This is a genomic window from Ramlibacter rhizophilus (genome assembly GCF_004681965.1).
Taxonomy (GTDB): domain Bacteria; phylum Pseudomonadota; class Gammaproteobacteria; order Burkholderiales; family Burkholderiaceae_C; genus Ramlibacter; species Ramlibacter rhizophilus.
This window is the reverse complement of record NZ_SMLL01000001.1, coordinates 149472-171250: the sequence shown is the minus strand read 5'-3', so window position 1 is coordinate 171250 and position 21779 is coordinate 149472. Positions and strand designations below refer to the sequence as shown.

Genomic DNA, 21779 nt, shown 5'->3' with positions numbered 1-21779 from the left:
ATGAGCCCTCACGATCGCAGCGTGCTCATGACGGCCGACACGGTCGGCGGCGTCTGGACCTATGCCCTGGAGCTCTCGCGCGGCCTGCTGGCGCGCGGATGGGGCGTGCACCTGGCCACCATGGGGGCGCCGCTGTCGGCCCGCCAGCGCGCCGAAGCGCGCGCCCTCGGCGGCGGACTGCGCGTGCACGAAGGCGCCTGGCGCCTGGAGTGGATGCAGGACCCCTGGGCCGACCTGGAGCAGGCCGCGCGCTGGCTGCTCGCCCTGGAAGCCGAGCTGCGGCCCCGCGTGGTGCACCTGAACCAGTACGTCTTCGGCGTGCTGCCTTTCCGCGCGCCGACGCTGCTGGTCGCGCATTCCTGCGTGGCCTCGTGGTGGCGCGCGGTGCACGGAGAGGCCGCGCCGCCCGCCTGGGACCGCTACCGCGACTGCGTGACCCGCGGCCTCGCGGGTGCGAGCTGCGTGGCCGCCCCCACGCGCGCGATGCTCGCAGCCCTGCAGCGCGAATATGGCTTCGACGGCCCGGCCGTGGTGATCCCCAACGGCCGCGAGGTCGCGCGCTTCGAGCCGGCGCCCAAGCAGCCCTTCATCCTTGCCGCCGGCCGCCTCTGGGACGAGGCCAAGAACCTCGCCGCGCTCGATGCCGTGGCGCCCGCCCTGTCCTGGCCGGTGCGCGTGGCCGGTGCCTGCGACGGGCCCGACGGGCAGCACCGCCGTCCCAACTGGGTGCAGGTCCTGGGCACCCTGCCGGCGCCGGTGCTGGCACGCGAGATGGGCCGCGCCGCCATCTATGCCCTGCCGGCGCGCTACGAGCCCTTCGGCCTGTCCATCCTGGAGGCGGCGCTCAGCGGCTGCGCCCTGGTGCTGGGCGACATCGGGAGCCTGCGCGAGACCTGGGGCGAGGCCGCGCTCTTCGTGCCGCCGGACGACGCCGTCGCCCTGCGCGAGACGCTCACCCGGCTCATCGCCGATGCGCCGCTGCGCGAGCGGCTCGCCCAGGCGGCCTGGGAGCGCGCGCACCAGTTCCCGGCACAGCGCATGACCGAGGCCACGCTGGCCGCCTATGCCCGCCTGCCCACGCGCAGGCCCCGACCCCTTGCGGAGGAATCGACTTGCGCGTAGTGCTGTTCTGCCATTCGCTGCTGTCCGACTGGAACCACGGCAACGCGCATTTCCTGCGCGGTGTCTGCGCCGAGCTGCGCGAACGCGGCCATGCCGTGCAGGTGTACGAGCCGCACGACGCCTGGAGCCTCGCCAACCTCGTGCAGGAGCACGGACGCGCACCGCTGGAGGGCTTCGCACGGGCCTACCCGGGCCTGGCCAGCACCCGCTACGCGATGCCGGGGCTCACCACGGCGGCATCGCTGGGCGATCCGCAGCCTCCCACCCCGCTGGACCTGCACCAGGCGCTGGACGGCGCCGATCTCGTCCTCGTCCACGAGTGGAACGAGCACGAGCTGGTGCGCCGCATCGGCGAGCACCGCCGGCGCAACCCGCACTACAAGCTCCTGTTCCACGACACGCACCACCGCAGCGTCACTGAGCCGCAGGCCATGGCCGCCTACGACCTGCGCCACTACGACGGCGTGCTGGCCTTCGGCCGCGTGATCCAGGCGCTCTACGAGGAAAAGGGCTGGGCGCGCCAGGCCTGGACCTGGCACGAGGCGGCCGACACGCGCGTGTTCCACCCCCTGCCGGGCGAGCCCCGCGAGGGCGACCTGGTCTGGATCGGCAACTGGGGGGACGACGAGCGCAGCGCCGAGCTGGACGAGTTCCTGCTGCAGCCGGTGCATGCCCTGGGCCTGCGCGCCCGGGTGCACGGCGTGCGCTACCCCGCGCACGCAAAGCGTGCGCTCGCCGAAGCCGGCATCGACTACGCCGGCTGGCTTCCCAACTACGAAGCCCCGCGCGTCTTCGCGCGCCATGCCGTCACCGTGCACGTGCCGCGCCGGCCCTACGTGCGGGCGCTGCCGGGCATTCCCACCATCCGGATGTTCGAGGCGCTGGCCTGCGGCATCCCGCTGGTGAGCGCGCCCTGGAACGACGCGGAGGGCCTCTTCACGCCGGGCGAGGACTTCCTCGTCGCCACCGACGGCACGCGGATGCGCGAACACCTGCGCGCGGTGCTGAACGACCCCGCGCTCGCGGCCTCACTCGCCGAACACGGCCGTCGCACCATCCTTGCGCGCCACAGCTGCGCGCATCGCGTGGACGAACTGCTGGCCATCCACGCCAGCCTGCGCACCACGGCCACCAAGACATCCCTGGAGACCCAAGCCTCGCCATGAAGATCGCCTTTTTCGCCTCGAGCCTGGTCTCGGCCTACTGGAACGGCGCCGCCACCTACTACCGCGGCATGGTGCGCGCGCTGCACGAGCGCGGGCACCACATCACCTTCTACGAGCCCGACGCCTTCGAGCGCCAGCAGCACCGCGACATGGACGACCCGCCCTGGGCCGAGGTGGTGGTCTACGGCGCCGGCTCCGAAGCCGAAGTCCTGCGCACCGTGGAGCGCGCGCGCGGCGCCGACCTCGTGGTCAAGGCCAGCGGCGTGGGCGTGCACGACGCCCTGCTGGAGCGTGCCGTGCTGGACCTGCAGGGCCCCTCCACGCTGGTGGCGTTCTGGGACGTCGATGCCCCGGCCACGCTGGACCGGCTGCATGGCGACGCGCAGGACCCCTTCCACGCCCTGGTGCCGCGCTACGACCTGGTGCTGACCTACGGCGGCGGCGAACCGGTGCGCCGCGCCTATCGGGGGCTGGGCGCGCGCGAGTGCGTGCCCATCTACAACGCGCTGGACCCGTCTACCCACCACCCCGTGCCGCCCGATCCGCGCTTCGACGGCGAGCTGGGCTTCCTCGGCAACCGCCTGCCGGACCGCGAAGCGCGCGTCGAGGCGTTCTTCCTCGACGCCGCCCGGCGCCTGCCGCAGGCCCGCCTGCTGCTCGGCGGAAGCGGCTGGCAGGACAAGCCGCTTCCGGCCAATGTGAAGTACCTCGGCCATGTCTACACCGCCGACCACAACGCCTTCAACTGCACGCCGCGCGCGGTCCTGAACATCAGCCGCGAGAGCATGGCCCGCTACGGCTTCTCGCCGGCCACGCGGGTGTTCGAGGCGGCCGGTGCGGCGGCCTGCCTCATCACCGACGCCTGGGAGGGCCTGGAACAGTTCTTCGAGCCCGGCCGCGAGATGCTGGTGGCCGCGAGCGGCGAGGAGGTGGCCGCACATGTCGAGGCGCTGGACGCCGAGCGCGCCCGCCGCATCGGTCGCGCGGCCTACGAGCGCGTGCTGGCCGAACACACCTACGCGCACCGCGCGGCCCAGCTCGACGCGCTGCTGGCCGGCCGCCGGCGCGTGCCTGCGGAGGTGGCGGCATGAAGATCGTCGTCCTGGGCCTGTCCATCACCTCGTCCTGGGGCAACGGGCACGCCACCACCTACCGGGGCCTGGTGCGCGAGCTGGCCCTGCGCGGGCACGAGCTGCTGTTCCTGGAGCGCGACCAGCCCTGGTACGCACAGCACCGCGACCTGCCCGAGCCGCCGCACGGCCGCACCGTGCTCTACGCCAGCCTGGACGAGCTGCAGCAGCGCTTCGAGGCCGAGGTCGCCAGTGCCGACCTCGTCATCGTCGGCTCCTTCGTGCCCGACGGCGTGGCCGTGGGCGACTGGGTGCAGCGCTGCGCGCGCGGCGTCACCGCCTTCTACGACATCGACACGCCCGTGACGCTCGCGCGGCTCGTGCGCGGCGAGCACGACTACCTCGCGCCACGCCAGGTGCCCGGCTACGACCTGTACCTGTCCTTCACCGGCGGCCCGACGCTGCGCCGGCTGGAGCAGCAATGGGGGTCGCCCCGCGCGCGGGTGTTCTTCTGCTCGGTCGATCCCACGCTCTACTTCCCCGAGCCGCGGGCGATCCAATGGGACCTGGGCTACATGGGCACCTACAGCGACGACCGCCAACCAGGCGTCGAGCGCCTGCTCATGGAACCGGCGCGGCGCATGCCGCAGGGGCGCTTCATCGTCGCGGGGCCGCAGTACCCCGACACCATCGCCTGGCCGCCCAATGTCACCTGGCAGGCGCACCTGCCGCCCGCGGAGCACCGCGCCTTCTACAACCGCCAGCGCTGGACGCTCAACATCACCCGGGCCGACATGGTCCGCGCCGGCTGGTCGCCCAGCGTGCGCCTGTTCGAGGCGGCGGCCTGCGGCACGCCCATCGTGAGCGACCGCTGGGAAGGCCTGTCCGAGCTGCTCACGCCCAACCGCGAGATCATGCTCGCCGACCGGGCCGAGGACGTGATCGGCCTGCTGCAGCAGCTCGGCGAGGACGAGCGCCTGCGCCTGGCCGAGCGGGCCCGCGCGCGCATCCTGGCCGCCCACACCGCCGCGCACCGCGCCGAGCAGCTGGAAGCCTACGCGATGGAGCTGCTGCATGCCGGCGCGTCCCCGGCGCTGGACCGCCGCACCGACGCCCCGGCCTCGGCGGCGGAGGCGGCGCCATGAGCGCGCGCGAACGCAGCGATTCCGACACCGACGCGCTGCGCCGCGAGGTGGAGGCGCTCGGCCCCTGGTTCCACAACCTGCACCTGCCCGGCGGCGTGCAGACGGCGCCCGACCATTTCCTGCAGGCCGACTTCCCGCGCTTCAAGTGGCTGCAGATCGAGCGCCACGTACCGCGCGACCTCAGCGGCTGGCGCGTGCTGGACGTGGGCTGCAACGCCGGCTTCTACAGCTTCGAGCTGGCGCGGCGCGGTGCGCAGGTGCTCGCCATCGACCATGACGAGCACTACCTCGCGCAGGCGCGCTGGGCGGCCGGGCAGTTCGGGCTGGCCGACCGCATCGAGTTCCGCCAGCAGGGGGTGTACGACCTCGCCCGGTCCACCGAGTCCTACGACCTGGTCTGGTTCATGGGCGTCTTCTACCACCTGCGCTACCCGCTGCTGGCGCTGGACCTGCTCGCGCGGCGCACGCGCCGCCTGCTCATGTTCCAGACCCTCACCCTGCCCGGCGAGGAGGTTCATGCGGACACGCAGGACCACCCCATCACCGAGCGCGAGCCGCTGCTGGCGCCGGGCTGGCCCAAGATGGCATTCGTCGAGCACAGGTTCGCCGGCGACCCGACCAACTGGTGGGTGGCCAACCACGCCGCCTGCGAAGCCATGCTGCGCTCGGCGGGCCTGAGGGTGCTGGCACGGCCGGCCGGCGAGATCTACCTGTGCGAGCCGCAGGCGCCCGACCCGGTGGCGCGCGAGCAGCTCGATGCCGTGCTGAGAGCCCTGGGGTGAGCTTGCTGGCTGCCTGCATCGGCGCCTTCCAGCCGCCACGCGAGCCGGAACTGGCGCGCATCCGCGAGGGCCTGCGGCTCGCCCCCCGCTGCCTGGTGTTCCTGGACGGCGCGCACCGGCCACGCTCACCACGCTACCCCTTCACCTGGGAGGAGCGGGCCGGAATGATCCGCGCCGCGCTCCCACCCGGGGAGGGCGAGCGCATCGACTGCCATCCCCTGCGCGAGGGCTGGGGGCCGCAGCAACGGATCGCCGAGCTGCAGGCCGCGGCCCCGAAAGAGAACGTGCTGCTGCTATCACCCGCGGATGCGGACGCGGGCCCGCTGCCGCGCGGCTGGCGGATCGAACCGACCGCCGCCGATCCGGACCCCCACGGCGAGCGCCTGCGCGAGCGCCTCTACACGGCGGGCGATCTTCCCCGGGCCCTCGACGAATCCCCCGAGCTGCCCGCCGCCGTGGCCGAAGCGCTGCGCGGCTGGGCCACGCGCCCCGAATGGCAGGTGCTGCGCGAGGAACACGCGCAGATCGCGCGCGAGCAGGCTGCCTGGTCGGTCGTGCCCTACCCCGTCGTGCTGGTGACGGTGGATGCCGTGGTGCGCGCGGGCGGCCACGTCCTCCTCATCCGCCGTGGCCGCTCGCCCGGCAAGGGCCTGCGCGCCCTGCCCGGCGGCTTCGTCGATCCCCGCGAGCCGCTGCTGGAGGCCGCCCTGCGCGAGCTGCTGGAGGAAACACGCATCGAGCTGTCCCCGGCAGCGCTGCGCGCGTCCCTGCGGGCGGTGCAGGTCTTCGACGACCCGCGCCGCAGCCAGCGCGGCCGCGTCATCACGCACGCCCACTTCTTCGACCTGGGCGAGTCCAGCCCCCCGGCCGTGCAGGGCGGCGACGATGCGGCCTCTGCAGCATGGGTGCCGCTGGCCGAGCTGCCGGCCCTGGAGGCGCAGTTCCTGGACGACCATTTCATGGTGCTCCGGCGGTTTCTTGGCTAGCCCGCGGACGGGCTGACCTTCGCTTGCGTGCCCTTCGACAAGGCTCCAATCATTCGGGCGAGCCTTTACTTACCGCGGCCGAGGCCGCGTTGAAAGACATCCCTGGTCAAACACATCCGTTCGCCCTGAGCTTGTCGAAGGGCTCGCGTGGTGGGTCTCGCGCCATGGGCTTCGACAGGCTCAGCCCGAACGGTCGGGACCCGAACGGTTGGGGCCCGACGGGATCCGTGGATTCGCTATTTGTTGAGACCCTGTCGAACCCACAGCGACCCGATCCATGCCCACGAGCACCGGCTCAGCGGTGACAAATTGTCGAGGCGGTGTTCTCCTACGCGCGGGCGCTCCTCTTTCCACGTTCCAAGGCTCAGGCACACCGGCAACATCCCGCCACGTCTGTCACGCAAAGAGGAAAGCATCGATGTCCCAGGGAGAAAATAAGTCGCGGCTGCACACGGTCGCCGCATTGGCCGCACTGGTCCTCAGTGCCTGCGGTGGCGGTGGCAGCGGCGAGGACATCGCCGTCGGTCCGCCGGCACCGGCACCGGCCCCCGCGCCGGCGCCCGGTCCGGCTCCGGCTCCGACGCCCGCACCGCCGCCCGCGCCCAGTGTCGTCGCCGTCACGGCCGACACCCAGGCCCAGCCCAACCAGCGCTACGAGGTCCGTGCCGCCAGCAGCACGACGCCCATCGCCATCACCCTGCCGACGCAGCTCACGGCCGGCGACACCGTCGCCGTCACCGGGGTGAGCGACACGCCCTGGGAGCTGCGCCTGAACCCCGGGCAGGTCGTGCAGACCGCCGGCCTTCCCGGCAACGTGGCGCCCGGCGTCACCTGGTCCTCGCACCTGGGCGCGCAGCCCTGGTGGTGGGTGCGCTCCAGCGCGACGGGGCAGGTGCTCACGGCCGGCGAGATCATCGGCAGCCTGTTCGTCTCCACCGACGGCGGCGCCACCTGGAACGAGCGCCTGTCCGATGCCGACCGCATCTGGATCAGCGCCGACATGACCCCTGACGGCCGCAAGATCGTGGCCATCGCCTACGACGGCGGGCCCTTCATCTCCAACGACAGCGGCCAGACCTGGACCGCCGTGAGCTGGCCGGCATTCACGCCCGGCATCGAATGGGAATCGGTCGCCATCTCGGACGACGGCAACCGCATCCTGGTCAGCGCGCTGGGCATGCCCCTGCAGCTGTCGGTGGACGGCGGCGCCACCTGGTCGCCCGTGGCCCAGGCCGGCAGCTGGCGCGGCGTGGCCATGTCCGGCGACGGCCAGCGCCTGGTGGCCGTGGACCAGGGCGGCTCCATCCACACCTCCACCGACGGGGGCCTCACCTGGACCTCGCGCACCGGCACGGGCGACTGGTACCGCGTGAGCTCCTCGGACGACGGGCAGCTGCTCGCGGTGGCCGAACGCTGCCGCGGCACCCTGCAGGTCTCGCGCGACGCGGGCCTGACCTGGACCACGGTCAACCAGAACGGCAGCCCCCTGATTGCCAACTGGACCACCACCTCGGTGGCCGGCGACGGCAGCAGCGTCGCGGCCACGGCCACCAGCATTCCCTGCACGGGACAGCCGGCCACCTCCTTCGACGGCGTCCTGCTGTCACGCGACGGCGGCATCGGCTTCGAGCGCCTGGCCACCACGCCGGGCAGCGACAGCAACTGGCGCAGCATCTCGCTCTCGCGCGACGGCAACGCCATGGTGGCGGCCACCGGCGGCACCGTGGGGCAGCGCGTGGAAGGGCAGCTCTACACCTCGCTGGGCAACCGCACGTCCTTCGGCCCGCTCGGCGCCATCGCCGCAGGCCAGAACCAGTCCATCACCCTGGAGTACCTGGGCACGGGCCGCTTCGGCGTGCAGTCGGCCAGCGGCGCAGACTTCACGACCCGCTGAACGGGGCCGGCAGGGCGCACGCCTGCGCCCTGCCGCGCTACACTCGCGCCCCGACTTCGCGGGCTTGCCTTGAAGATCTTCCACGGCTGGCGCATCGTGGCCGCCGGCGCCACCTTCCAGTTCCTCCACGCGGGCCTGCTGCTGCAGGCCTTCGGCGCGTATGTCGCCGCGCTCTCCGACGAGCGCGGCTGGAGCAAGACCGCGCTGGCCGGCGGTGCGGCCCTGCAATCCATTGAAGGCGCGCTGCTCGGACCGGCCCTGGGCTGGATCATGGACCGCTTCGGCGCACGGGCCATGGTCCAGACCGGCGTGCTCGCCTTCGGCCTGGGCTTCATCGCGCTCAGCCAGATCGACAGCATGGGCGGCTTCTACGCGGCCCTGCTGGTCATCGCCATCGGCACCAGCCTGGCCGGCTACTTCCCGCTCACCGTCACCGTGGTCCACTGGTTCAGGCGCAAGCGGGCCCGGGCGCTGTCCATCATGAGCACCGGCCTGGCCCTGGGCGGGCTCGCGGTACCGGCGGTGGCCTGGACCCTGCAGACCTGGGGCTGGCGCACCACGGCCTTCGCCTCGGGCGTGCTGATCATGGCCGTCGGCCTGCCGCTCGCGCGGCTGCTGCACCGCCGGCCCTCGGACATCGGCGAGTTCGAGGACGGCATCCCGCCCACGGCCGCCCCGCCCGACGCCGCCACCGCACCGACCCCGCCCGAGCCGCCGCCGCCGCAGTACTCGGCCGCCCAGGCCCTGCGCACCCCCGCCTTCTGGCTGCTCGCCCTCGGCCATGGCAGCGCGCTGCTGGTGGTGGCTTCGGTCAACGTGCACGCCATCTCGCACATGAAGGAAGGCCTGGGCTACACGGTGGCCGAGGCGTCCTGGGTCATCACGCTCATGACGCTGTGCCAACTCCTGGGCGTGCTCACCGGCGCAGCGGTGGGTGACCGCTTCGACAAGCGGCTCATCGCGGCCGGCTGCATGCTGGCGCACATGGCCGGCCTGCTCATGCTCACCTACGCCGGGAGCCCCGCCTGGCTGGTCGCCTTCGCGGTGCTGCACGGCACGGCCTGGGGCCTGCGCGGTCCGATGATGCAGGCCATCCGCGCCGACTATTTCGGGCTGCAGGCCATCGGCATGATCATGGGCCTGTCGGCCGTCATCATCGCCGGCGGCCAGGTGGCCGGCCCCATGCTGGCGGGCGTGCTGGCCGACCTCACGGGCAACTACCGCGCCGGCTTCACGGTGCTGGCGCTGCTGGCCGGGGCAGGCTCGCTGCTGTTCTTCCTGGCGCGCAGGCCGCAGCCTGCTTCGCAATAGCCGCCGGCCGAACCCTGACCTGAACGAACGGAGTCCTCGACCCATGCCCACCCGCCGCAGCGCCCTCGCCCTGCTGGGCGCCTCCACGCTGGCCGCCTGCGCGGGTACCGCCGGATCCGTGCCGCGCCGCATCGAGCTGCAGGGCCACCGCGGCGCCCGGGGCCTGTGGCCGGAGAACACCCTGGCCGGCTTCGCCGCGGCCCTGGCCCTGGGCGTGGACACGCTGGAGCTCGATGTCGGCGTGACCAAGGACGGTGTGCCCGTGGTGTCGCACGACGCGCGGCTGAACCCCGACATCACGCGCGGCCCCGACGGGCAGTTCCTCTCCGGCCGCGGGCCGGCCATCGCCGAACTCACGCTGGCCGAGCTGTCGGCCTACGACGTCGGGCGCCTGCGGCCGGGCTCGGCCTATGCGCGCCAGTTCCCCGAGCAGACGCCCGTGGATGGCGCGCGCATCCCGCGGCTGTCCGAGGTGATCGCGCTGCTGCTGCGCTCGGGCGCGCACGGCGTGCAGCTCGCGGTGGAAACCAAGGTCAACCCGCTCAAGCCCGAAGACACCCTGCCGGTGGCGGACTTCACCCGCGCGGCGATCGACACGCTGCGCGCGGGCGGCGTGGCCCGGCGCACGACCCTCCAGTCCTTCGACTGGCGCACGCTGCGGCAGGTGGCCCGCGAAGCGCCCGGGATGGAGACCGCGCACCTCACCCTGCGCCGGCCCAGCCTGGACAACGTGGCCCCGGGCTCGCCCTGGACGGCGGGCTTCGACCTGCGGGACCATGGCTCGGTGCCGCGCCTGGTCAAGGCCGCCGGCGGACGCACCTGGTCCAGCTTTCATGGCGACCTGGACGCCGCCGCCATCGCCGAGGCGCAGGCCCTGGGCCTGAAGGTGCTGGCCTGGACCGTGAACGAGCCCGCGCGCATGGCGCAGCTCATGGACATGGGCGTGGACGGGATCATCACCGACCGCCCCGACCTGCTGCGCACGCTGATGGCGCAGCGAAGCATGCCGCTGCCGCCCCCTCGCCCCGTGCGGCCGGCCTGAGCAGGCCGCTACCGCCCGCGCAGCCTGCGCCGCCGCCGCGCCATCCACCACGCCGACAGCCCCGCCAGCACCAGCAGCGCCAGCAATCCCAGCTGCACGCCCTGGGCGTACTGCAGCACCTGCTGCAGTGCCTGCGCGAACACCCAGCCGAGGGTGCAGAGAATGCCGGCCCACAGCGCGGCGGCCAGGGCGCTGAGCAGGGCGAACTGCCAGGCTGGCAGCCCGCTCGCGCCGATCAGCATGGGGCCGGCGGTGCGCAGGCCATAGGCGAAGCGCACGCCGATCACGCTGGCGTGCGGATGGCGCAGCACCAGCCGCCGGGCCCGCACGGCCGCACGCGCCAGGCGCCGCCAGCGCGCCAGCAGGGCCACGCCCTTCCAGCGGCCCAGCCAGTACAGGCTCTGGTCCAGCAGCCACGCCACGGCGAAGGCCATGCCGAACACCAGCGGCAATTGCAGCCAGCCGCGGTGCGCGGCCAGGGTGGCCAGCAGCACGGCCGTCTCACCCTCCACCACCAGGCCCAGGGCCAGCAGGAGGTAGCCGTTGTCGAGCGCGAGCTCGGTCAGGTTCACACCGGCCGCGCGTCGTTCACTTCGCAGCGCGGGTCGGCGCCATAGGCGGCCGCGCCGGTGCGTCCGCCGGTGATGTCGATCTGCCACCACTGGCAGAAAGGCGAATCGAAGCGGTACGACCACACCTGGTCGGCCTGGCGGCCGCCACCGCGCACGTGAGTCGGCGGACCGAGCCGGCGCCGCAGCTCATCGACTGGAAGGCCGGGGGGAATGGCATTGAACTGCGCCTCGGTCAGCACCTGCTGCCAGCCGGCCACGCGGCCCTGCGGATCCAGGTCGACCATGAAGGTGTGCAGCCCCGCCGGGCCGCGCGCGTACTCCAGCCGCGTGGCGCCACCGGGCAGCCCATGGCGCGCGGTCGGCGGGCCCATGCTTTCGAGGACCTGGGCCGCGCTCATGCCGGGCTGCAGCTCGCGCGGCGAGTAGCCGGCGCAGGCCGACAGCACCAGCGCCGAGAACAGCACGGACAGGGACAAAGGCGAGAACAGACGGGTTCGCATGGCGGCATCTCCAGACAGCCGGCGCTTGTTCGGACGCGTGCGCCAGCGCTGCCGATTCTTACGCGTGGTTCCGACTTCCGGTGACGCATGCCGCCGGGAAGCCGCATAAATTGAATGGGATCGAGCCGGCGGCGCGACCGGTGGCTGCCGCGTGTCCCTTGCGGACCGATGAACTGCCGACGAGTTCCCCTGCACCGAAGGAGGTCGCATGAACAAGCTCATCTCCGCCGCCACCGCCTTTGCCGCGGGCCTGGTGGCGATGTACCTGCTCGATGCGCAGAGCGGACGGCGCCGCCGCGCCGTGCTGCGCGACAAGACCGTCTCCAGCGCCCGCATGGCGCTGCACCGGGGCCAGCAGCAGGCCCAGCACCTGGCCAACCAGGCGCGCGGATTCGCCGCCACGCGGCGGCTCGACCGCGTGAGCCACCGTCCGCCGCAGAGCGACCAGCAGCTGCACGAGCGCATCCGCGCCACCCTGGGACGGCACGTGAGCCATCCGCATGCCGTGCATGTGGAGGTGGAGCATGGCGAGGTGACGCTCACCGGCGACGTGCTGCGGCACGAAATCGTTCCCCTGCTCGATGCGCTCAGCGGCATGGCGGGCATCGCGCGCCTGGACAACCGGCTGCAGGAGCATGCCGAAGCCGGCCGCATCCCGTCGCTGCAAGGTGGCGGCCGACGCGGCGAGCCGGAACGCGACACGTCTTCGCAGGCCAACACGGCGGCCCAGGCGCCGCAGCCCACCGCATGGCACTGAAGGACTCGCCACGGGGCGAACGGCGATGAGCTGGCCGCTGCGCATCGGCGTCGCGCTCGGCGCGGCCGTCGTTCCGGCCGTGATGCTGTGGTCGGCGCGGCGGCACCGCTCGCCCGTGCTCGACCTGCCGCACGACGCGCCCATCGGGCAGCTGCTGCCATCCCTGGCCGGGATCGGCCTGGGCACGCCGATCGTGGGCAACGATGCCGAGGTGCTGGAGAACGGCGCGTTCTTCGACGCGCTGCTGGAACGCATCGGCCGCGCACGGCGCAGCGTCCACCTGGAGACCTTCCTGTGGGAGCACGGCGAGCTGTCCGACCGCGTGACCGAGGCCCTGTGCGAGCGTGCCCGCGCGGGCGTGGAAGTGCGCGTTCTGCTGGACTCCGCCGGTGCGCGCTGGCTCGGCCACATCGTGCCGCGCCGGCTGCGCGAATCGCGCTGCGAGCTCGCCTACTTCCACCGCGCGGCCATCCGCAACCTGGGCGTGCTGAGCGACCGCGACCACCGCAAGATCGTCGTCGTCGATGGCGAGGAAGCGTTCGTGGGCGGACACTGCATCACCGACCGCTGGCTGGGCGACGCCGAGGACGGCCGCCACTACGCCGACGTGTCGCTGCGCCTGCGCGGGCCCATCGTGCACAACGTGCAGGCGGCTTTCTGCGAGAACTGGTGCGCCAGCACGCGGACCATCCTGGTGGGCGAGCACATCTTTCCGCACCTGGCGCCGGCCGGGCCGCTGCGCATGCACGCCATGTACGCCAAACCCTCGGGCTCGGCGCCGGCGGTCAAGGTCGTGCACCACGCTGCGCTGTGCCTGGCGCGCGAGCGCATCTGGATCCAGAACCCCTACTTCATTCCCAAGGCCGAGGCCATCGACGCCCTGGCGCGGGCGGTGGCGCGCGGGGTGGACGTGCGCGTGCTCATGCCCTCCAGTGGCAGCACCGACAAGGAATTCGTGCAGCATGCGGCGCACCGCAACTTCCAGCAGCTGCTGTCCATCGGCGTGCGCCTCTTCGAGTACCCGCACACGCTGCTGCACCAGAAGATCATGACCATCGACCGGCAGTGGTTCGCCATCGGGTCGAGCAACTTCGACGACCGCTCCTTCGACACCAACGACGAGATCATGATCGGCGTGATGGACGCGGCGCTCACCGCCCGCATGGACGGCATCTTCGAGAAGTACGCCGCTCGCGCCCGCGAGATCCGCCTCGGCGCCTGGGAGCGCCGGGGCCTCCTGCACAAGCTGCAGGACCGCGCCGTCTACCAGTTCAACGAGGTGCTCTGACCTCACGCCGCGACACGGAGCCCACCATGCACACCGCGCACGAGCCGGCCTTCCGCGTGGAGGCGGTCCTGGTCCCCAGCGGCGAGGTCCAGCTCGCGGGCGACCTGATCCGCGCCGGCGAAGACGCGCCCCTCGTGCTGTTCGCGCACGGCAGCGGCAGCAGCCGCACGAGTCCGCGCAACCGGCAGGTGGCCCGGCGCCTGAACGAGGCCGGCTTCAGCACGCTGCTGCTGGACCTGCTCACCGCGCAGGAAGAGGCCATCGACCAGCGCACCCGCCAGCACCGCTTCGACACCGAGCTGCTGGCCCGGCGCATGGTGCATGCGGCCCAGTGGGCGGCCACGCACGGGAACCTCGGCCCGGTGCCCCTGGGCTTCTTCGGCGCCAGCACGGGCAGCGCCGCGGCCCTGATCGCCGCCGCGCGCCTGGGCGGGCGGGTCCAGGCGGTGGTCTCGCGCGGCGGGCGCCCGGACCTGGCCGGTGGCGCCCTGACGCTCGTCACCGCGGCCACCCTGCTGATCGTGGGAGGACACGACCACGGCGTCATCGAGCTGAACCAGGAGGCGCTGCGCCACCTGCACGGGCCCCGTGAGCTGGTGCTGGTGCCCGGCGCCACGCACCTGTTCGAGGAACCCGGCGCGCTGGAGCAGGTGGCCGGGCTGGCGGTGGCGTGGTTCGAGCGCTACCTCGTTCGGCCGGGGCGCTGATCACGCTCGCCTACGATCGGGCATGCCCCACGCCCTCCCCCTCGCCTTCCTCGACTTCGACTACACGGAGGACGAGGACGGCAACGGCAGCTTCGACGCCCTGGCCTCGGCCGCACCCGCGCAGCTTTCCGCGCTGCAGGCCGAGGTGCTGCGGGTGCTGGCCTGGGCGGGCCGGGAGTTCGCGGGCGCGCAGGGACCGCTGGAGGCCGGCGGCGAATGGGACTTCGCGCTGCAGGGCGTGAGCGAGGTCGCGACGCCGCTGGACGTGGCGGTGGACGACGGCACCCTGCGCCTGGACCCGGGCACGCCCGGCGCACCGCGCGTCACCCTCAGCCTCACCCTGAGCGGCACGCCGGCCTTCTGCGCCGCGTTCCGCGAAGCCTTCGGCCTCGGGTAGTCAGCGCAGCCCGGCCTGCCTTCTGCGGGCGTTCAGCTCCGCCCGGCGCAGCACCTCCTCCAGGTCGCGCGGGTCGATGTCCAGCGGCTCGCCGAAGGAGGCCAGCGCCGCCTCGATGTCCGATGACAGCAGACCCAGCGGCTGGCGGCGCAGGCCGCCCCGCCGGGCGGTCGCGCGCGGCGCATGCCCGCGGCGCAGGAGGCGGTTGAACGCCAGACCCAGCGCCACCATCACGACCGACCCCACCAGCACCGGCCAGACCACGCCGAGCCAGTCGGGTGCCGGCACGCCGGTGCCTTCGAGGGCGGAGATGACCGCGATGGCGATCCCCGGCGGATGCAGGCAGCGCAGCGCGAACATGGCCACCGCCGCCAGTACCCCCGCCAGCACGCCGACTTCCGCCGTGGCCGGCAGGGCCTGGTGCATGCCCAGGCCCACCAGCGCCGACACCAGATGCCCGCCGATCACCGCCCAGGGCCGCACCAGCGGGCTGGCCGGCACGAAGAACAGCAGCAGCGCCGTGGTGCCCATGGGCCCGATCCACCACAGCGTGGGATCACCCGTGGCCAGGCGCGTGATCCACACGGTCACCAGCAGGCCGAAGGCCATGCCGGTGGTGCCCAGCACGATGTCGCGCAGCAGCACGGGCATGTGCGCCAGCGGACGCAGGGAGCGCCCGCGCGAGACGCGGCGCAGGGCGCGAAGGCGGCCCGCGAACTTCCTGACCGGCTTGCGGAGGCTGCGCTGGATGAAGGCTGGCATCAGGAGGCTGCGGTGACAGCGACCATCGCGGCTATCCGCAGGCAAGGCATCTCTGTCGGGGCTTGATGGATCGGGGCAGGAGCCATGACTGTACGCCACCCAGGCGCGACCGCCCGCGTACGGGGCGCCCGCGCCGGGGCACCTCGGCCGGCCAGTCCTGATCAAGACCCACCCGGCCGCGGATACAGGCAGCACCACCGTGGATGCACCTTCCGGCAGGGACCGTGCAACCCCGAAGCGAAGGCGGTTACCGATGAGCTTCCTCCACTCACCAGGACCATGCCATGGCCACCAGCATCACGCTCCCCCGCCAACCGCGCTCCCTTCGAGAGATCAGCGACGGCCTGAAGATTGATGGAAGTACCCAGCCCAAGCGCGCACCTGTGCCAGATACGGCCGAACTTCGAGCAGACGGAAAGAGCCTGAAAGTCAAGACGGGCTGGACATGGATCACGAAGGAAGCTGCGCGCACCGAGCACCGCACGGGAGCACGCAAGGTCGTTCTCGACGGCCTGCGCCAGAGCCTCAGGGACAGCTATCCGCGCGTCAAACAAAACCAGTTGGACAATGTCATCTCACTGGCAGTCGCTCATTTGCAACCGCCCGCTGACGGTAAGGCGATCACGGTTGCCGACTTCAAAAAGCTTCGCGATTACGCCGATCAGATCAGCAGACTCGCGTCGGCATGCGGGCTGCCGCTGGGCACGGCTCAGGATGTCGTTCACCACTTTCAGACCCAACTGCGCGGCGGACAACCCCCCGATGGCTATTCGGACGCGATCATGATTCTGGTCGGACACCACTTAAAAGAGAACGACGGAATGAGCGTGGACAAAGCGTACCGGGCCGTGACGCAGCCGCCGACGTCGGCGCAGGCATCGGCGCCATCAAACCGCAAGGCCCGGACACCGGAGCGGCAACAGCCCAGAGTGCAGCCGACCACGAGGGCACCCGTCGAGTCGGAACTGGAACCGGGAGCGGCGGCTTCTGCTACGCAGCCGCAGCCGAGGGAGCAAGACAGCAAGGCCCGGACACCGGAGCCGCAGCAGGCCACAGTGCAGCCGCCTCCGCATCCTGCCGTCGAATCGGACTCGGAGTCGGAGCCCGAACCGGGTTCGGCGCAATTCCATGAGCAGACACTTGCCAGCGCGTACATGCCGGCCGAGGACCTGCAATTGCTATCGCCGCAGAAGCGCTGGCAACTTCTGAGCGTGGCAAGCCAAGAGGTCGAGGACTGCTTCGCAGACGCGGGGCGCTTCCAGGCCGTCATCGTGAAAGCGGCCAAGGCCATGAAAACAAACCCGTTGCTCGAAGCTCATATAGCGCTGGCGCGATACGCCCCCGCAACACTAATGCAACGCATCGAAGCCTTCGACTTGAGCAAGATCGGCCCGGCTCCGAAAGCCGCCCCGGTGCCTTCGCAGCAAGAGGCCGCATTCCTCAAAGCCATGGAGAGGGCCACGCCGGACCGGTGATTCAGTCGTTCGCCGGCTGAGCCGGCGACCCGGGCCGCCCCACCTCAGGCCGCCGGCCCCGGCACAAAGGAATCGCTGAAGAAATGCTCGTGCGCCAGCCCCAGCTGCTCGCTGGCCTGGCGCACCGCGTTCACCATGCCCGGAGAGCCGCAGCAGTACACCTCGTGGCCGGTCAATGATCCGAATTCGGACTGCAAGGCCTGGTCCACCCGCCCGTGGAATCCCCCCAGCGCCTGCGCGTCCGCGGCATCCTCCAGCGCGGCGACGAAGCGGAAGCGGGGCAACAGCTTCTGCCAGCGCTCCACCGCGCTCATGAGGTACAGGCCCGAGCGGTTGCGGCCGCCCCAGATCAGGGTGACGGGCCGGTCGATCTTCTTCTTGACCATGTCGTCCAGCAGGGACTTGACCGGCGCGAAGCCCGTGCCTCCGGCCACGCAGACCATGGGCGCCTGCGCCTCCTCGCGCAGCTCGAAGTGGCCGTAGGGCAGCTCCACCTCCAGCACGTCACCCGCCTTGAGCGTGGGCACGATCTGCGTGAACTGCCCGCCCGCGACGTGGCGGATGTGCAGTTGCAGCGAGTCGCTCTCGTGCGGCGGGTTGGCCATGGAGTAGGAGCGGCGGCTGCCGTCGGGCAGTTGCACCTGCAGGTACTGGCCGGCGTTGAACTTCGCGCGCTGGCCGGCGGGCAGGCGCAGCTGCAGGATGTTCACGTCCTCGGCGGCCTGGGTGTTGCGGAACACCTTGGCCGCAAAGCGCTTGCGCGCGCCCGGCTCGATGCGCTTCCAGGCGGCGGGGAGGATCTCCAGGTCGCCCAGCGGCGCGCACTGGCAGTACAGCACCTCGCCCGGCGGCGTGGCCTCGGCCGAGGCCTGGGGCGAGCACTGCACCTCGCCCGCGCTCACCTTGCCGGCGCAGTTGCCGCACACGCCCTTGCGGCACGAGTAGGGCATCTCGATGTTGGCCTTGAGCGCGGCGTCCAGGATGTTCTGGCCGTCCTCGCAGGCGAAGCTCAGCTCGGTTCCGGCAATGCGGATCTGGTGGGCCATGGCGGTGGGAAAAGAAAAAGGTTCAGGAAATGCCGGCCAGCAGGCGGAGGCTCCGCAGCAGCGCGTCGGGGCGGGCCTGGCCGGTGCCGGCGATGTCCATCGCGCTGCCGTGGCCGGTGCTGGCCAGAAGCACCTCGCCGCCGATTGAGACGGCGCTGGCGCCCTGGGGCGCGAGCAGCTTGATGGGGATGTGGCCCTGGTCGTGGAGCATGGCCACGTACAGGTCGTGCGGGCGGCGGGCGTGGTCGGCCAGGAGCACGTCGGCGCCCTGCGGGTCGGCCACGTCCAGGCCCTGCTCGCGCAGGCGCCGCGCCGCGGGCACGGTGCAGCGCGCGTCCTCCGGCCCGAAGAGCGTGCCTTCGGACGCGTGCGGGTTGATGCCGAAGAGCGCGACGCGGGGGCGCTCGACGCCCAGCGCCCGGCAGGCGCGCACGCCGGCTTCGGTAGCGGCCACCACCAGCTCGGGCGTGAGGCGGCCCAGGGCCGTGGCCACGCTCTCGTGCAGCGTGGCGTGGACGATGCGCAGTCCCCCTCCCACCAGCATCAGGAAGACCCGGTCTTCCGGCTGGCCGCACAGGCGCGCCAGCAGCGAGGCATAGCCGTTGAAGCGGATGCCGGCCTGCGCGATGGCGGTTTCGTGGTGCGGCCCGGCCACCACGGCGTCGAACTCGCCGCGCCGGCAGGCCTCGATGGCGGCGGTGGCGCTGGCCACGGCGCTTTCGCCGGCGGCGGCGTTCACTTCGCCGAAGCGCGCCGAGCTGGCCGGGAGATCGGGCGTGGGTCGCAGCTCGGCGCGCGCCAGCACCTCGCCCAGGCCGGTGACCTCGGCGGCGCGGGCCAGCACCTCGCGCGGACCGAACACCGCCACGTGCAAGCCCGGCTCGCCCTCCAACGCCTGCAGCGCCTTGAGCACGATCTCCGGGCCGATGCCATTGGGGTCGCCCACGCTCAGGGCGATGCGACGCGCGCCGGTCATCACAGGGGCAGCGCCATCAGCGTGTCGGTGACGGTGCTGTCGCACACCGCCACGCGCTCGGCCAGGCGCAGCTCGCCGCCTTCCTTGACGAAGCGGTCGCGGTACACGCCGGTGGCAAAGAGCAGCGTCTCGCCGTTGGCCATGACGCGCGCGACCATGAAGGGCGTGCGGGCCGTGGCGCCGTGCGCGTCGGCGCGCTCCACCACCGGAATGCCCAGCAGGTGGCGATAGCGCTGGCGCTCGTAGATGTTGGCCTCGCGCAGCGCCGCGACGCGGTCCTCCAGCATGGCGCGCGAGTCGGCCCAGACCACGCCGGCCGGCAGGCCCTCGCGCTCGTTCTCCACATGGGTGATGCGGTAGTGGCAGCTCTGCGCGAAAAAGAGGGGCCAGCGCTCCAGGTGGTCGTCGTCGATGGCTTCGGCGTAGGCCGCGTTGAAGGCGAGCAAGGCTTGCAGGTCGATCATGCGCCCACCCCCATGTGCTGGCGGTAGGCCTTCCAGAAGCCGCGCACGGACGTTTCCGTGGCGCGGCCGTCGCTGGAGGCCACCGAGTCGCCGCCCATCTCGACCACCGCCTCCATGTCCTGCGCCCCGGCGATGCCGCGCTGCACGAAGCCGCCCACGGCGCCGTCCTCCATGGAGATGAAGCCGGCCGGGCCGACCAGGTTGGCCTGCTTCAGGCGCACCTTGCGCTGCTCGGGCGTGTCGTCCGCGAAGCCCAGGTAGGTCCAGTTCAGCTCGGAGCGCTGCGCGCCCCTGGGCAGCACCTGCCGCACGGCCAGGCAGTTCTGGATCTGCTGCAGCACGAAGCCGGGGAAGACCGAGAGGATCTGCAGCGTGATGCCGTCGTCCCACTCGTGGAAGCCCTCCAGCACGGAAGGGTCCTTGAGGCGGTAGCGATCGTGGTCCGAGCGCAGGCCCTGCTCGCGGTAGGAGCTGTCCTTGGCGCTGGTGTCGATCATGGAGTAGCTCACGTGGTTGCCGCCCGACTCGTCCACGATCACCCCGCCCTTTTGCGACAGGCGGTTGAGCTCGAAGGTGGTGAAGAACAGGTGCAGCAGGCTCGCGTGGTAGGTGTCGCGCACGTTCTCCACGTAGAGCTTCCAGTCGTTGGGCAGGGCCTGCGTGAAGCGGCCGATGACCTGCACGGGCTTGTGCAGCACGCGCTCGATGCGCGCGCAGATCTCCTCGCCCAGGTACTCCTCGATGGGCGGCACCTCGTCGCTGAAGCTTGCGAACACCAGACCGCAGTACACCGCCACGCGCAGCTTGCGCGGGCCATGTTCCTCCTTGGAGAAGCTCGCGGGCATGCCGCCCTGGCCCTTGACGCCCTTCTCGAAAGCCACGCCGGTGAGGTCGCCCTGCAGGTTGTAGCTCCAGGCGTGGTAGACGCACTGGAAGTTGTCGGCGCGGCCGGATTTCTCCAGTGCGATCAGCGCGCCGCGATGGGCGCAGCGGTTCTCGAAGGCGTAGACCTCGCCGTCCGTGTCCTTGACGGCCACGACCGGCGTCTCACCCACGAAGGTGGTGCGGTAGCTGCCCGCCTCGGGCAGTTCCGCCTCCAGGCACAGGTAGTTCCAGGTGGCGCCGCGGAAGACGCGCTCCTGCTCCTGCTGCCGGGTCTGCGGGTCGGTATAGACCGCATAGGGCACGCGCGTGAGCGTGTCCTTCCAGTGAATCGTCTGCTCCTGCATGGCGGTCTTCAATCGACGGTGACGTTGGCGCTCTTGATCACCTTGTTCCACTTCTCGGACTCGGCCTTGACGAACTGGCCGGTCTGCTGGGGCGACCAGCCGCGCGGCTCGGCGCCCTGGGCGGCGAACTTCTGCTTCACGTCCGGCTGCGAGATGGCGCCGCTGAAGGCCTTGTAGGCCTTGTCCACGGCGGCCTGCGGGGTGCCGGGGGGCGCGACCACGGTGAAGAAGGTCACGGCCTGCATGTTGGGCAGCTTCTGCTCGGCGAAGGTGGGCACCTGGGGCAGCACGCTGGAGCGCTTCTCGTCGGCCACGGCCAGGATCTTGATGCGACCGCCCTGGTGGAACTGCGCCGAGGAGGCGATGTTGTCGAAGAACACGTCCACCTGTCCGCCCACCAGGTCGTTCAGCGCCGGCGCGGTGCCGCGGTAGGGGATGTGCGTCATCTCGGTGCCGGTCAGCTGCATGAACAGGTTGGCCGTGAGGTGCGAGGTCGATCCGTTGCCCTGCGAGGCATAGCTCACCTTGCCCGGGTTGGCCTTGAGGTAGGCGATGAATTCGTCCACCGTCTTGACCGGCAGCTTGTTGCTCACGGCCAGCACGTTGGGCACGGTGGCCATGACGGTGATGGGCACCCACTTGGTGGGGTCGAAGGGCAGCGACTTGTACAGGTGCTGGTTGATCGCGATCGGCCCGGGGGGCGAGGCCAGCAGCGTGCTGCCGTCGGCGTCCGAGCGGGCCACGGACTCGGCGCCGATGTTGCCGCCCGCGCCGGTCTTGTTCTCCACGACCACGCCGGCCGGATAAGCGTCGCGCATCTTGTCGGCCAGAAGGCGCGGCAGCACGTCGGCGGTGCCGCCCGCCGGGAAGGGCACGACGATGCGAAGCGGCTTGTCCGCCGGCTGCGCCAGCGCGCTCGAAGGCGCGACCGCCATCAGGGACGCGGCGGCCAGCAGCGCGGCCAGGGGACGGACGGCAATCTTGAAGGAGGGGTTCATGGGCTTGTCTCCAGTGAGGAATCCAGGTCGCGGCCGAGGTGGTTCCAAGGCCGGGCGTCGCGGTGAGGCCAGTCTAGCGACTTTGATGTC

At 71.8% G+C, this 21779-nt stretch carries 22 protein-coding genes; 14 read left to right on the top strand and 8 right to left on the bottom strand.

Annotated features, from left to right (window positions below; translation table 11 throughout):
• The 9 genes from EZ242_RS00825 (at nt 1) to EZ242_RS00785 (ending at nt 10518) form a co-directional block, all read left to right on the top strand.
• A complete protein-coding gene (locus EZ242_RS00825; RefSeq protein WP_205960571.1) occupies nt 1-1122 on the top strand; it encodes a glycosyltransferase family 4 protein in 1122 nt (373 codons plus the stop codon).
• Complete coding sequence (locus EZ242_RS00820) at nt 1122-2288, top strand: CgeB family protein (RefSeq protein WP_240786976.1); 1167 nt, start codon at nt 1122-1124, stop codon at nt 2286-2288. The genes EZ242_RS00825 and EZ242_RS00820 overlap by 1 nt, the downstream gene beginning before the upstream one ends.
• Nucleotides 2285-3379 carry a CgeB family protein gene (locus EZ242_RS00815; protein WP_135283217.1) on the top strand — a complete coding sequence of 365 codons (1095 nt, stop codon included), beginning with the start codon at nt 2285-2287 and terminating at the stop codon, nt 3377-3379. Before EZ242_RS00820 ends, EZ242_RS00815 begins: the two co-directional genes overlap by 4 nt.
• Nucleotides 3376-4503: a CgeB family protein gene (locus tag EZ242_RS00810; RefSeq protein ID WP_135283216.1), complete on the top strand. Its 1128-nt coding sequence runs from the start codon at nt 3376-3378 to the stop codon at nt 4501-4503. The genes EZ242_RS00815 and EZ242_RS00810 overlap by 4 nt, the downstream gene beginning before the upstream one ends.
• A complete protein-coding gene (locus EZ242_RS00805) occupies nt 4500-5285 on the top strand; it encodes a TIGR04290 family methyltransferase (RefSeq protein WP_135283215.1) in 786 nt (261 codons plus the stop codon). The genes EZ242_RS00810 and EZ242_RS00805 overlap by 4 nt, the downstream gene beginning before the upstream one ends.
• Nucleotides 5282-6271, top strand: a complete 990-nt coding sequence (locus EZ242_RS00800) for an NUDIX domain-containing protein (RefSeq protein WP_135283214.1) — start codon at nt 5282-5284, stop codon at nt 6269-6271. The genes EZ242_RS00805 and EZ242_RS00800 overlap by 4 nt, the downstream gene beginning before the upstream one ends.
• Before the next feature lie 418 nt (nt 6272-6689).
• Complete coding sequence (locus EZ242_RS22190; protein WP_135283213.1) at nt 6690-8165, top strand: WD40/YVTN/BNR-like repeat-containing protein; 1476 nt, start codon at nt 6690-6692, stop codon at nt 8163-8165.
• A gap of 69 nt (nt 8166-8234) precedes the next feature.
• Nucleotides 8235-9476: an MFS transporter gene (locus EZ242_RS00790; RefSeq protein ID WP_135283212.1), complete on the top strand. Its 1242-nt coding sequence runs from the start codon at nt 8235-8237 to the stop codon at nt 9474-9476.
• Between the two features lie 43 nt (nt 9477-9519).
• A complete protein-coding gene (locus EZ242_RS00785; RefSeq protein WP_135283211.1) occupies nt 9520-10518 on the top strand; it encodes a glycerophosphodiester phosphodiesterase in 999 nt (332 codons plus the stop codon).
• Between the two features lie 8 nt (nt 10519-10526).
• Here the strand turns inward: EZ242_RS00785 and EZ242_RS00780 are convergent, their stop codons facing one another.
• Nucleotides 10527-11090 carry a DedA family protein gene (locus EZ242_RS00780; RefSeq protein WP_167784594.1) on the bottom strand — a complete coding sequence of 188 codons (564 nt, stop codon included), beginning with the start codon at nt 11088-11090 and terminating at the stop codon, nt 10527-10529.
• The gene (locus EZ242_RS21865; protein WP_167784593.1) at nt 11087-11590 is read right to left on the bottom strand and encodes a hypothetical protein; all 504 of its coding nucleotides are present in this window, start codon (nt 11588-11590) and stop codon (nt 11087-11089) included. The genes EZ242_RS00780 and EZ242_RS21865 overlap by 4 nt, the downstream gene beginning before the upstream one ends.
• Before the next feature lie 208 nt (nt 11591-11798).
• Between EZ242_RS21865 and EZ242_RS00775 the strand changes: the two genes are divergently transcribed.
• From EZ242_RS00775 to EZ242_RS00760, 4 genes are read left to right on the top strand one after another with little or no spacing between them, the layout of a single operon-like run.
• Nucleotides 11799-12347 carry a BON domain-containing protein gene (locus EZ242_RS00775; protein ID WP_135283209.1) on the top strand — a complete coding sequence of 183 codons (549 nt, stop codon included), beginning with the start codon at nt 11799-11801 and terminating at the stop codon, nt 12345-12347.
• Nucleotides 12348-12372: 25 nt separating this feature from the next.
• Nucleotides 12373-13635 carry a phospholipase D-like domain-containing protein gene (locus tag EZ242_RS00770; RefSeq protein WP_167784592.1) on the top strand — a complete coding sequence of 421 codons (1263 nt, stop codon included), beginning with the start codon at nt 12373-12375 and terminating at the stop codon, nt 13633-13635.
• Between the two features lie 26 nt (nt 13636-13661).
• On the top strand, nt 13662-14342 hold the full coding sequence (locus tag EZ242_RS00765; RefSeq protein ID WP_135283207.1) for a dienelactone hydrolase family protein: 681 nt from the start codon (nt 13662-13664) through the stop codon (nt 14340-14342).
• 22 nt (nt 14343-14364) lie between these two features.
• On the top strand, nt 14365-14739 hold the full coding sequence (locus tag EZ242_RS00760; RefSeq protein ID WP_135283206.1) for a hypothetical protein: 375 nt from the start codon (nt 14365-14367) through the stop codon (nt 14737-14739).
• Here EZ242_RS00760 and EZ242_RS00755 read toward each other — a convergent pair whose 3' ends face one another.
• On the bottom strand, nt 14740-15501 hold the full coding sequence (locus EZ242_RS00755; RefSeq protein ID WP_135283205.1) for an HPP family protein: 762 nt from the start codon (nt 15499-15501) through the stop codon (nt 14740-14742).
• 284 nt (nt 15502-15785) lie between these two features.
• Between EZ242_RS00755 and EZ242_RS00750 the strand changes: the two genes are divergently transcribed.
• Nucleotides 15786-16976, top strand: a complete 1191-nt coding sequence (locus tag EZ242_RS00750; RefSeq protein ID WP_135283204.1) for a hypothetical protein — start codon at nt 15786-15788, stop codon at nt 16974-16976.
• Nucleotides 16977-17020: 44 nt separating this feature from the next.
• On the opposite strand, the gene EZ242_RS00745 is transcribed toward EZ242_RS00750, so the two are convergent.
• From EZ242_RS00745 to EZ242_RS00725, 5 genes are read right to left on the bottom strand one after another with little or no spacing between them, the layout of a single operon-like run.
• Entirely contained in the window at nt 17021-18022 is a 1002-nt protein-coding gene (locus tag EZ242_RS00745) for a 2Fe-2S iron-sulfur cluster-binding protein (protein WP_135283203.1), read from the bottom strand.
• 22 nt (nt 18023-18044) lie between these two features.
• On the bottom strand, nt 18045-18998 hold the full coding sequence (locus EZ242_RS00740; RefSeq protein WP_135283202.1) for a PdxA family dehydrogenase: 954 nt from the start codon (nt 18996-18998) through the stop codon (nt 18045-18047).
• A complete protein-coding gene (locus tag EZ242_RS00735) occupies nt 18998-19462 on the bottom strand; it encodes an aromatic-ring-hydroxylating dioxygenase subunit beta (RefSeq protein ID WP_135283201.1) in 465 nt (154 codons plus the stop codon). The genes EZ242_RS00740 and EZ242_RS00735 overlap by 1 nt, the downstream gene beginning before the upstream one ends.
• Nucleotides 19459-20691, bottom strand: coding sequence for an aromatic ring-hydroxylating dioxygenase subunit alpha (locus EZ242_RS00730; RefSeq protein ID WP_135283942.1), 1233 nt, complete (start codon nt 20689-20691; stop codon nt 19459-19461). The genes EZ242_RS00735 and EZ242_RS00730 overlap by 4 nt, the downstream gene beginning before the upstream one ends.
• 8 nt (nt 20692-20699) lie before the next feature.
• Nucleotides 20700-21689, bottom strand: a complete 990-nt coding sequence (locus tag EZ242_RS00725) for a Bug family tripartite tricarboxylate transporter substrate binding protein (protein WP_135283200.1) — start codon at nt 21687-21689, stop codon at nt 20700-20702.
• Between the last annotated feature and the right edge of the window lie 90 nt (nt 21690-21779).

Excerpts from the sequence above, each read along its gene's own strand:
- EZ242_RS00825 (WP_205960571.1), top strand. The coding sequence starts at position 1 with ATGAGCCCTCACGATCGCAGCGTGCTCATGACGGCCGACACGGTCGGC.
- EZ242_RS00815 (WP_135283217.1), top strand. The coding sequence starts at position 2,285 with ATGAAGATCGCCTTTTTCGCCTCGAGCCTGGTCTCGGCCTACTGGAAC.
- EZ242_RS00810 (WP_135283216.1), top strand. The coding sequence starts at position 3,376 with ATGAAGATCGTCGTCCTGGGCCTGTCCATCACCTCGTCCTGGGGCAAC.
- EZ242_RS00805 (WP_135283215.1), top strand. The coding sequence starts at position 4,500 with ATGAGCGCGCGCGAACGCAGCGATTCCGACACCGACGCGCTGCGCCGC.
- EZ242_RS22190 (WP_135283213.1), top strand. The coding sequence starts at position 6,690 with ATGTCCCAGGGAGAAAATAAGTCGCGGCTGCACACGGTCGCCGCATTG.
- EZ242_RS00785 (WP_135283211.1), top strand. The coding sequence starts at position 9,520 with ATGCCCACCCGCCGCAGCGCCCTCGCCCTGCTGGGCGCCTCCACGCTG.
- EZ242_RS21865 (WP_167784593.1), bottom strand. The coding sequence starts at position 11,590 with ATGCGAACCCGTCTGTTCTCGCCTTTGTCCCTGTCCGTGCTGTTCTCG.
- EZ242_RS00775 (WP_135283209.1), top strand. The coding sequence starts at position 11,799 with ATGAACAAGCTCATCTCCGCCGCCACCGCCTTTGCCGCGGGCCTGGTG.
- EZ242_RS00770 (WP_167784592.1), top strand. The coding sequence starts at position 12,373 with ATGAGCTGGCCGCTGCGCATCGGCGTCGCGCTCGGCGCGGCCGTCGTT.
- EZ242_RS00765 (WP_135283207.1), top strand. The coding sequence starts at position 13,662 with ATGCACACCGCGCACGAGCCGGCCTTCCGCGTGGAGGCGGTCCTGGTC.
- EZ242_RS00760 (WP_135283206.1), top strand. The coding sequence starts at position 14,365 with ATGCCCCACGCCCTCCCCCTCGCCTTCCTCGACTTCGACTACACGGAG.
- EZ242_RS00755 (WP_135283205.1), bottom strand. The coding sequence starts at position 15,501 with ATGCCAGCCTTCATCCAGCGCAGCCTCCGCAAGCCGGTCAGGAAGTTC.
- EZ242_RS00750 (WP_135283204.1), top strand. The coding sequence starts at position 15,786 with ATGGCCACCAGCATCACGCTCCCCCGCCAACCGCGCTCCCTTCGAGAG.
- EZ242_RS00745 (WP_135283203.1), bottom strand. The coding sequence starts at position 18,022 with ATGGCCCACCAGATCCGCATTGCCGGAACCGAGCTGAGCTTCGCCTGC.
- EZ242_RS00740 (WP_135283202.1), bottom strand. The coding sequence starts at position 18,998 with ATGACCGGCGCGCGTCGCATCGCCCTGAGCGTGGGCGACCCCAATGGC.
- EZ242_RS00735 (WP_135283201.1), bottom strand. The coding sequence starts at position 19,462 with ATGATCGACCTGCAAGCCTTGCTCGCCTTCAACGCGGCCTACGCCGAA.
- EZ242_RS00730 (WP_135283942.1), bottom strand. The coding sequence starts at position 20,691 with ATGCAGGAGCAGACGATTCACTGGAAGGACACGCTCACGCGCGTGCCC.
- EZ242_RS00725 (WP_135283200.1), bottom strand. The coding sequence starts at position 21,689 with ATGAACCCCTCCTTCAAGATTGCCGTCCGTCCCCTGGCCGCGCTGCTG.